The sequence below is a fragment of the Enterococcus sp. 4E1_DIV0656 genome (assembly GCF_002140695.1).
Taxonomy (GTDB): domain Bacteria; phylum Bacillota; class Bacilli; order Lactobacillales; family Enterococcaceae; genus Enterococcus_D; species Enterococcus_D entomosocium.
In genome coordinates this window covers 785,085-792,933 of the sequence record NZ_NGLF01000001.1, presented here as the reverse complement: position 1 = coordinate 792,933, position 7,849 = coordinate 785,085, and the positions used below count along the sequence as shown (strand labels likewise).

The following is a 7,849-nucleotide window of genomic DNA, read 5'->3' as shown; positions in this document are numbered from 1 at the left end:
CCAACGGTATTAAGCGGAAAAGTAGGGTTACCATATACAAGCGAAGCCAAAGAGATCCCAGGGTGGTATGTAGTAGAAACCCCAGATAATGCTTCAGGCACCTTCAGTGATACAGGACAAGAAGTGGTGTACGTATATAACACTAAAGCGCATAATCCTAAGAACAATGGTAATTCAAATAATCATTTACCAAAAACTGGACAACAGATTAAAGGACAACTGATTTTAAGTAGTGTCGGAGCTTTGTTAGTCACACTCGTATTTGTAGCAATTAAAAAACGTAAAAGAAGTAATCGATAAGAGGAAGAAAGAGTGTTCAGAAAATGATCGTTTCTGGACACTCTTTTTGAATCAAATTTCTAATAATACTATTCGATATTGTGTATAGAAACCTACAATGAAATCTATGTCTAGATAAAATAGGAGTCGCTAAATATAAGAATAATTCATTTAAGGAATTGCAAACTTTAAAGTTCTTGATTCATTAATGTTTCACCTGTTTTTCATTTTTGATTAGGCTCTTTTTATTATGTTCATTTAAGCTAACGGTATAATTTTTTTGGAGGCTGATTTTTCATTGATAATTAAAATTTATTTATTGTGAATGATTATAAAAAGTTCTGAAAATACTAAAATAATAAAGGGAGTTTGTCAAATAATATAGAGAAGATAGCTCATTAATCAATCTGAAAAACACCTCTAGGCTAGAGATATAGCTTAGAGGTATTTTTATGACTAATTATGGTAAGATTATTAAATAAAAGTTGTCTTCATTTCAAATCGCATCGAATCCTCAAGTGGGGGAGATTAGTGAATGAAAAGGTCCATTTGGGGTGAGCTAATCTTTACAAGAAAAGAAGATTGATTTAGATAATGAAAGAACGGGGAGAAGAAATGAAAAAGAAACATAAAGTGATACAAATGTTGGGTGGGGCTACACTCTTATACATCTTAGCGGTCCTGTTTATAGGTGGCGCAACACTATTGCTGTTCAAAAATCTTACCTTTTTGATTGAGCCAGTAGTTAAAGTATTTCAGGTGGTTCTTCCTCCGTTAACTATGACGCTCGTTTTATATTTTGTACTTAAACCAGTTGTAAAGTTTTTGGTAGGGCTAGGACTTTCAAAAGTACTGAGTATTATTATTACATTATGCACACTTACTGCTGCCTTCATCTTGTCAACTGCCCTCGCACTGCCGTTACTTATCCAACAATTTGAACGATTGATCGAAAACTTCCCAAATTATTTGATTGAAGCTGAACGAGTAATAGAAACTTTTATACAAAATACTAGATATGAACAAGCATATCATGAGGGACTCGAGGTTCTGGCGAATTGGATAAATCAAGTTTCTAATAATGTGGGCGTATATCTGGGCAATATTATTTTCGGTGCTTCACAAGTGTTTTCAACGATTACCCATGTCCTATTGTTGTTATTGACAGTGCCGATCATCACGTTCTTTTTATTGAAAAATGACCGTCAATTTGTAGAGTATTCTTTAGGTATCTTCCCCCCTAGATTACGTCATGAAGTCAAAGAAATCATTCGGACAATGGAAAATCAGGTGGGCGCCTATCTAAAGGGCCAACTAGTCGTTTGTGTGATCATAGGAACATTGACTTTTATTGGCTTCTTAATTATCGACATGCCTTTTTCTGGAAGCTTAGCATTTCTTGTTGGCGCAACAGCTATCGTTCCTTATATCGGACCGGTTGTCGCCTTTTTCCCTTGTGCAATCATTGCAATCATGACGTCTCCTACGATGTTCATTCAGTTGTGCATTGTCTGGATCGTTGTTCAATTATTAAATGGGGAGCTGATCGAACCTCAGGTCATGGGAAAACATATGGTGATCCATCCAGTAACAATTATTTTTGTGCTATGGATAATGGGTGAACTTTTCGGCATGTTTGGGTTGATTTTCGGTATACCACTTTATGCAATCGTGAAAGTGTTAGTGGTGTTTGGGTTTCGAAAATTTAAGCAGCGATACAATCGCATATATGCGGAAGATGTTCCTTATGAAGAAACTGAATTTAGTTTAGAATCATACACTAAGAAAAGCAGCCATGGTTAACGAGGGAAACCTGTTGAACAAATGAATTCAAGTACGCATGTCCTGCTCAAATTGATCGTTTGAGTTAAATCATTTGCTTTGATAGTGAAAGAAAGAATTTTAATACATAGAGTGCTTGGAAATATCTATTTTCTGAGTACTCTATTTTTAGTTTGGGCCGATGAATTTCCGATAATTAAGTTTTCCAGTGTCAGAAATTCATTGGATCATGACTCCTTTTTAGCCATTCCAATAACTTGTCGTTTTTCTACGAAAGAGGCTGCTTGACTAAGCAGGAATCAACGCACAACAATGATAAGCGCCAGATGGATAGACTACCTATTTGACATCTGATTTCCCAAATGATATAGTTTCCAAATAGAAATCAATTTGAGGGGAAGTTTTCAATGAATAATTTAGAAGAGGTATTAGTAAACTTACAATGTGAATTGGTGGCGGAAAGAACCAGACTAAATCCTAAAACAATTAGTTGGCTTCAATATGATATTTTAAATATTCTAAATTCTGAAACTGAGATGCGCCCGTCAAAAATGAGTGTTTTGCTAGGAATTAGTAGGACAAAACTTTCAAAGGCGTTAAAAGAGCTAAAATTAATGAATTATATTCAACAGAAACCCAATGATGCAGATGGTCGAGAACTACTCACTTTTTTGACAATAGAGGGAAGTCATTTATTAACAACTATTGATAATGGACATACGCACTTATCTGAAATCGCAAATGCAGTTTTTAATCGGAAGGAAAAAGAGCAGTTCGCTGAACTAGCAAAGAAATATTTAGAAGCGCTTAAAACGGAAAGGCTGAGGTATGATGAATGATCTCATTTCTATCGAAGGAGCTAAAACAAACAATTTAAAAAATCTTTCTTTGAAACTTTCTAAGTATCAAGTAACTGTCGTAACAGGTGTTTCAGGCTCGGGAAAATCTTCTTTGGTATTTGATACCTTAGCAGCTGAATCCCAACGATTACTAAACGAGACCTATTCGAGTTATATCCAACAGCTACTACCTCACTATTCTCAACCAATCGTTGATAAAATAGAAAATCTACCAGTGTCTATTGTGATTAATCAGAAGAAACTAGGAGGAAATGCACGTTCCACAGTTGGAACTGTAACAGATATATATTCAAGTTTAAGGCTGCTATTCTCGAGGGTTGCAACCCCTTTTATTGGATATTCTATGAATTATTCGTTTAATAATCCCAAGGGCATGTGTGAAGTTTGTAAGGGATTAGGTGAGGTCAAAGAGATTGATGTCGATAAGTTAATCGATTTTGACAAATCTTTATCAGAGGGAGCTATTCAATTTCCTACTTTTCAACCGGGAGGATGGCGCCTGTCTAGGTATACAGAATCTGGTAATTTCGATAACAATAAAAAAATTAAAGATTACCTAGCAGAAGAATTGGACCGTTTACTAAATGATCTCGGCAGCACTCCAAGTAATCCTACGAATAAATGGCCAAAAACTGCACGTTATGAAGGGATCATTCCCAGAATTACCAAAAATTTTATCGAAAAAGAAAGCACGCAATATAGTGCACCATTAAATCACATTCTGCAAGTGAAAGAATGTCCCAATTGTCAAGGCACTAGAGTAAGTAAACTCGTTCGCTCTGCAAAGATAAATGGAAAATCGATCGCAGACTGTGTGAGGATGCCTATTCCTGAACTAAACAAATTTATTAAAGAGATTCATTCTTCTGCTGTTCAGGTGATTTTGAAAGATTTAAGTAAGAAACTACAGAGTTTGGAGGAGGTTGGCCTAGGCTATTTGTTTCTTAACCGTCCAACAGCAACATTATCTGGTGGAGAATCTCAAAGAATAAAAATGGTTAAACATCTTAACAGTGCACTTAGTGATATTCTATACATTTTTGATGAGCCTAGTATTGGACTCCATCCAGAAGATATTCAAAAAATAGCAAAGATAATTAGGGGGTTAAAAGATAAAGGAAATACTGTTGTTCTTGTTGACCATGATCCGGATATTATACAAATTGCAGACCATATCATTGAGATCGGTCCAGGATCCGGGGATAGCGGTGGAAAAATCACCTTTGAAGGAACCTATGATGAACTACTGAAGTCGAACACTATCACTGGAAGAGCGTTGGCAGATCAGTTGAACGTTAATACACAAAGACAACAATTTTCTTCCTATTACGAATTAAATGAGGTTAGTTTGCACAATGTTGTAAACGCTTCTGTGGTGTTGCCAAAACAAGCATTAACGGTTGTAACCGGAGTCGCTGGTTCTGGGAAGAGCACACTCATTCGCTATCTTTTTAAAAAAAAATATCCTGAAGCAAGTATATTAGACCAGAGTCAGATAAATGGCAACATTCGCTCAAATGTTCTCACGTATCTAAATGTCTTTGATAAAATTCGGAGCATCTACGCGCAATGTTCTGGTAAAAGTGCCTCTCTTTTCAGCTATAACGGTAAAGGAGCATGTCCTCTGTGCAAAGGCAAAGGAGTGATAAAAATGGATTTGGCTTTTATGGGGGATGCAGAGCAAGTTTGTGAGAAATGCCGAGGAAAAAGATATAACGATGAAGCCTTATCTATTTTATGGCATGGTTTCACTATTTACGATATTTTACAATTATCAGTTCGAAAAGCAGTAGATTTGTTTGATGATCGCTTATTGATCAGAACGATGCAAATTCTCATGGATGTTCATCTAGAGTATATGAAGTTGGGGCAGTCGCTAGATACATTTTCTGGTGGAGAACTTCAGCGTTTAAAGATAGCAAAAATAATTGCTCAAGATACTTCTAACTGTCTAATATTAGATGAACCATCTACCGGCCTTCATGAGGCGGATATTGACAAGTTGTTATTATTGTTAAATAAACTTTTGCAAAAAGGAAATACATTGATTGTTCTAGAGCACAATCTCAAAATAATTAGTCAGGCTCAATGGCTTATCGAAATGGGACCTGGCGGGGGGAACTTTGGAGGTAAAGTATTGTTTCAAGGGTACCCAATAGACTTATTAACGTTAGAAGATTCATACACAGCAAAACATCTGAAAAGATATACAAAAAACAACAATTAAAAAAGGTGTTTATAAGAATTTCAGTTCATGATTTTTTTAACAGCTATGTGATGGGCAGAAATTTAATAGCTTTTGATCTTCTTAATTTTTCGACAAAGAGTGTTAAGAAAGTGACGAATTTCTGGACACTCTTTTTAGATACAATAATTTATATGTGTCACTCTATTTTTGTGTTCATAAACTCGTAACTAAATCATTGTTCAATGAAAATTTAGATTTATGAGTATTTGGACAAACCTTGGATGTGGTCAGATACTTAATAGTATTTGATACCTTGCTCATAGTGATGGTTATTTTTTATTGTAAGTAACTATACAGATATAGTTTGAAAATAGAATTTCTTATTTTCCATACTCACAAAAAATGCTTTTAATTCAGTGATTGAATTAAAAGCATTCTCATTTTACCAATTATATTTTGTTGTTAATGTTACAGTGTTGTAGCCTGATTTTTTAAACTGATGATACCCTAAAGATTTAGGGCTAGTGTGCAGTATACCAAACGTTGCTTGTGCGCTTCCATATTTGCTATTTTTTACTGTATTCTGATCGCTGTTTATGAGTTTTTTTCCAGATGTATAAGACTCACATTTCGACCAGATAGAATCTTGTGTTTGACTAGCAGTTGAAGTAGCCACAAAAACTAGATTAGATTTTGATAGATTTCCTTTTACTGAAATAGAAGAGCGTGTGAGTGCATTCGACATTGTTGCTTCGTTTGAGTCAACAACTTCAAGTAGATTTCCTTGTTCGCTTGCAAGGGCTGTCGTCGAGACATTGAATCCTAAGATGCTTAGCAAGAATGTAAAAAGTATAATTTTTCTTTTCATTATTGATTCTCCTTTACTGATTCGCTCTAACTTCATGAGTGACCGTTGAATAACCTGATTTCTTAAATGTTGAATTTGCATAGGTATAGTTTTTTGACACACTTACTGGGGCATGATTTGTTTTAACAGAATTATACGCTGTTTTTGTTTTAGTAGAAGACTTATCATTTTTCAGTACACCGTTTGAATTGTAGAGCCGTGATCGTACAAAGATACTGTCCATCATTTTAGCCGCTTCTCCAGTTGCAGAGGACGCTGCACTTATTGGAGCGAGTGTGTAATGGATTGTAGCAGTCGTAGTACATTTGATGGAAGACCGTGAAACCCCATCTGTCATGGAGCTAGAATCACTATTCGAGATGACTATTTCTTCTAAAATTGGATCTTCTTGAATATTTCCACCTTCTTCAGAGGCGTATGCAAAACCTGGTAGTGTTGTAAGTGGTAAGAGACCCAGTACCCCCATTTTATATAGTGCTTTTTTCATTGTGATGACCTTCTTTCTTTTTATTTTCAAAGTTACCCTTCAAGATGAAAACAATAAATAATACTGCTTTCACGAAAGAGAAACTGTGATTTACTGTATCCAGAGGAACCTCTTTTGCTAACAATAACTGGAAAATAAACGGAACAACTATTGGCGAGATTATGACGTATATACAATATACGAAATATGCGAAAATTAAGTTATTTACGAGATTTGCTGTTTTTTTCATATTTTTCCACCTACTTACTATTTTTTATGAGTACAGGATTTGAGAAATCAATTTCAGTAATAGAATATATCCCATCGTCCATTTGATATGGCGACAGAACATCAACTAATTGAAAAATACTGTTTTCTTTTTTTGTGACGGGAATTTTAATCGGAATCCTATACAATTTATTATCAGAGATTTCATACACGGTGTTTGGAGGCAGTTCATTTTTTTCTATGAGAGAGCCATTTATAAAGGGAAGAATTGAGTGTCTGCTGTTCTCATTACTAGTTTGTCCCAAAAGAAGCTCCACACTGTCATTAGATCTTTTTTCAAGTTCGAGGATCGCTTCATTTGAAGATTGAACATTTACCATTGAAATTCTGGCGTTGTAATCGTTCGTATCATTATCATTAAGAAATTTAATGGACTGAGGATAGGTACTGTTGTTAGTCAAATTGAATCTTAGTCCCATAACTGAGTATTCTAAACTTCTTTCTAAGGTCATCGAGTCGTTCGATTTCGGATATTTAAAAAGTAAAATCATTAGTTCGTTTCCCTCAGAAATATTGTCTATTGAAAGGTCTATATTTATTTTCTGTTTATTGGTCAATGAAAATATGTTTGCCGAAGTAACTTCTTCTCCATTAACTTCATAGGGAATTTCATGCAAGTCCTTTAATATGTTTAAGTAATAAAGGTATTGTCCCTCCATATCTTGGATAATTTCAAGATCCCCTGAAAATGAAGATGAGCCACTTTGGTTTATTTGTGTACCTACATCAACTATCTGACCATTACTATCACGTAATCCATAACTTATGGTGTTTTCGAAAACAATAGTTTGAGTTTCTTCGGACTTAGGATTAGTTAATAAGAGGCCGGGCAAAACTAAAAAAATAATTATGGATAATGCAACTGTTGAAAGTATGGCAAATAATAATGGTGTTTTTTTATTTTTAAATATTCTCTTTCTCATCATTCACACTCCTTTTCCATTTACATTTTCATAATGACACATATCTATTTACTTTAAAGGACTAATCTGTTTACATTTCAGGTTTACGAAGGGATGTAAACCTGAAGTTTACGTAGTGTAAATAGAACGATACTTATAAATACCATTATTACAATGTATACTAAGAGAAAAATTTAGAATAGGAGAACGAAATGA

Annotated in this window: 7 protein-coding genes; 4 read left to right on the top strand and 3 right to left on the bottom strand. The window is 34.7% G+C overall.

Annotated elements, in window-relative coordinates; all coding sequences use genetic code 11:
- The 4 genes from A5882_RS03815 to A5882_RS03800 all read left to right on the top strand — a co-directional run.
- Nucleotides 1-300 (top strand): MucBP domain-containing protein (locus A5882_RS03815; protein WP_086372437.1); only part of this gene is annotated, 300 nt, incomplete at its 5' end.
- Between the two features lie 594 nt (nt 301-894).
- Nucleotides 895-2,082: an AI-2E family transporter gene (locus tag A5882_RS03810; protein WP_034872249.1), complete on the top strand. Its 1,188-nt coding sequence runs from the start codon at nt 895-897 to the stop codon at nt 2,080-2,082.
- Between the two features lie 386 nt (nt 2,083-2,468).
- Nucleotides 2,469-2,900 carry a MarR family winged helix-turn-helix transcriptional regulator gene (locus tag A5882_RS03805; RefSeq protein WP_016612169.1) on the top strand — a complete coding sequence of 144 codons (432 nt, stop codon included), beginning with the start codon at nt 2,469-2,471 and terminating at the stop codon, nt 2,898-2,900.
- The gene (locus A5882_RS03800; RefSeq protein ID WP_086372947.1) at nt 2,893-5,148 is read left to right on the top strand and encodes an ATP-binding cassette domain-containing protein; all 2,256 of its coding nucleotides are present in this window, start codon (nt 2,893-2,895) and stop codon (nt 5,146-5,148) included. The genes A5882_RS03805 and A5882_RS03800 overlap by 8 nt, the downstream gene beginning before the upstream one ends.
- Nucleotides 5,149-5,551: 403 nt before the next feature.
- Here the strand turns inward: A5882_RS03800 and A5882_RS03795 are convergent, their stop codons facing one another.
- The 3 genes from A5882_RS03795 to A5882_RS03780 all read right to left on the bottom strand — a co-directional run bounded on the left by A5882_RS03795 (nt 5,552) and on the right by A5882_RS03780 (nt 7,654).
- On the bottom strand, nt 5,552-5,977 hold the full coding sequence (locus A5882_RS03795) for a hypothetical protein (RefSeq protein WP_086372436.1): 426 nt from the start codon (nt 5,975-5,977) through the stop codon (nt 5,552-5,554).
- 13 nt (nt 5,978-5,990) lie between these two features.
- The gene (locus tag A5882_RS03790; protein ID WP_086298851.1) at nt 5,991-6,464 is read right to left on the bottom strand and encodes a hypothetical protein; all 474 of its coding nucleotides are present in this window, start codon (nt 6,462-6,464) and stop codon (nt 5,991-5,993) included.
- 239 nt (nt 6,465-6,703) lie between these two features.
- Nucleotides 6,704-7,654, bottom strand: coding sequence for a hypothetical protein (locus A5882_RS03780; RefSeq protein ID WP_086332761.1), 951 nt, complete (start codon nt 7,652-7,654; stop codon nt 6,704-6,706).
- Between the last annotated feature and the right edge of the window lie 195 nt (nt 7,655-7,849).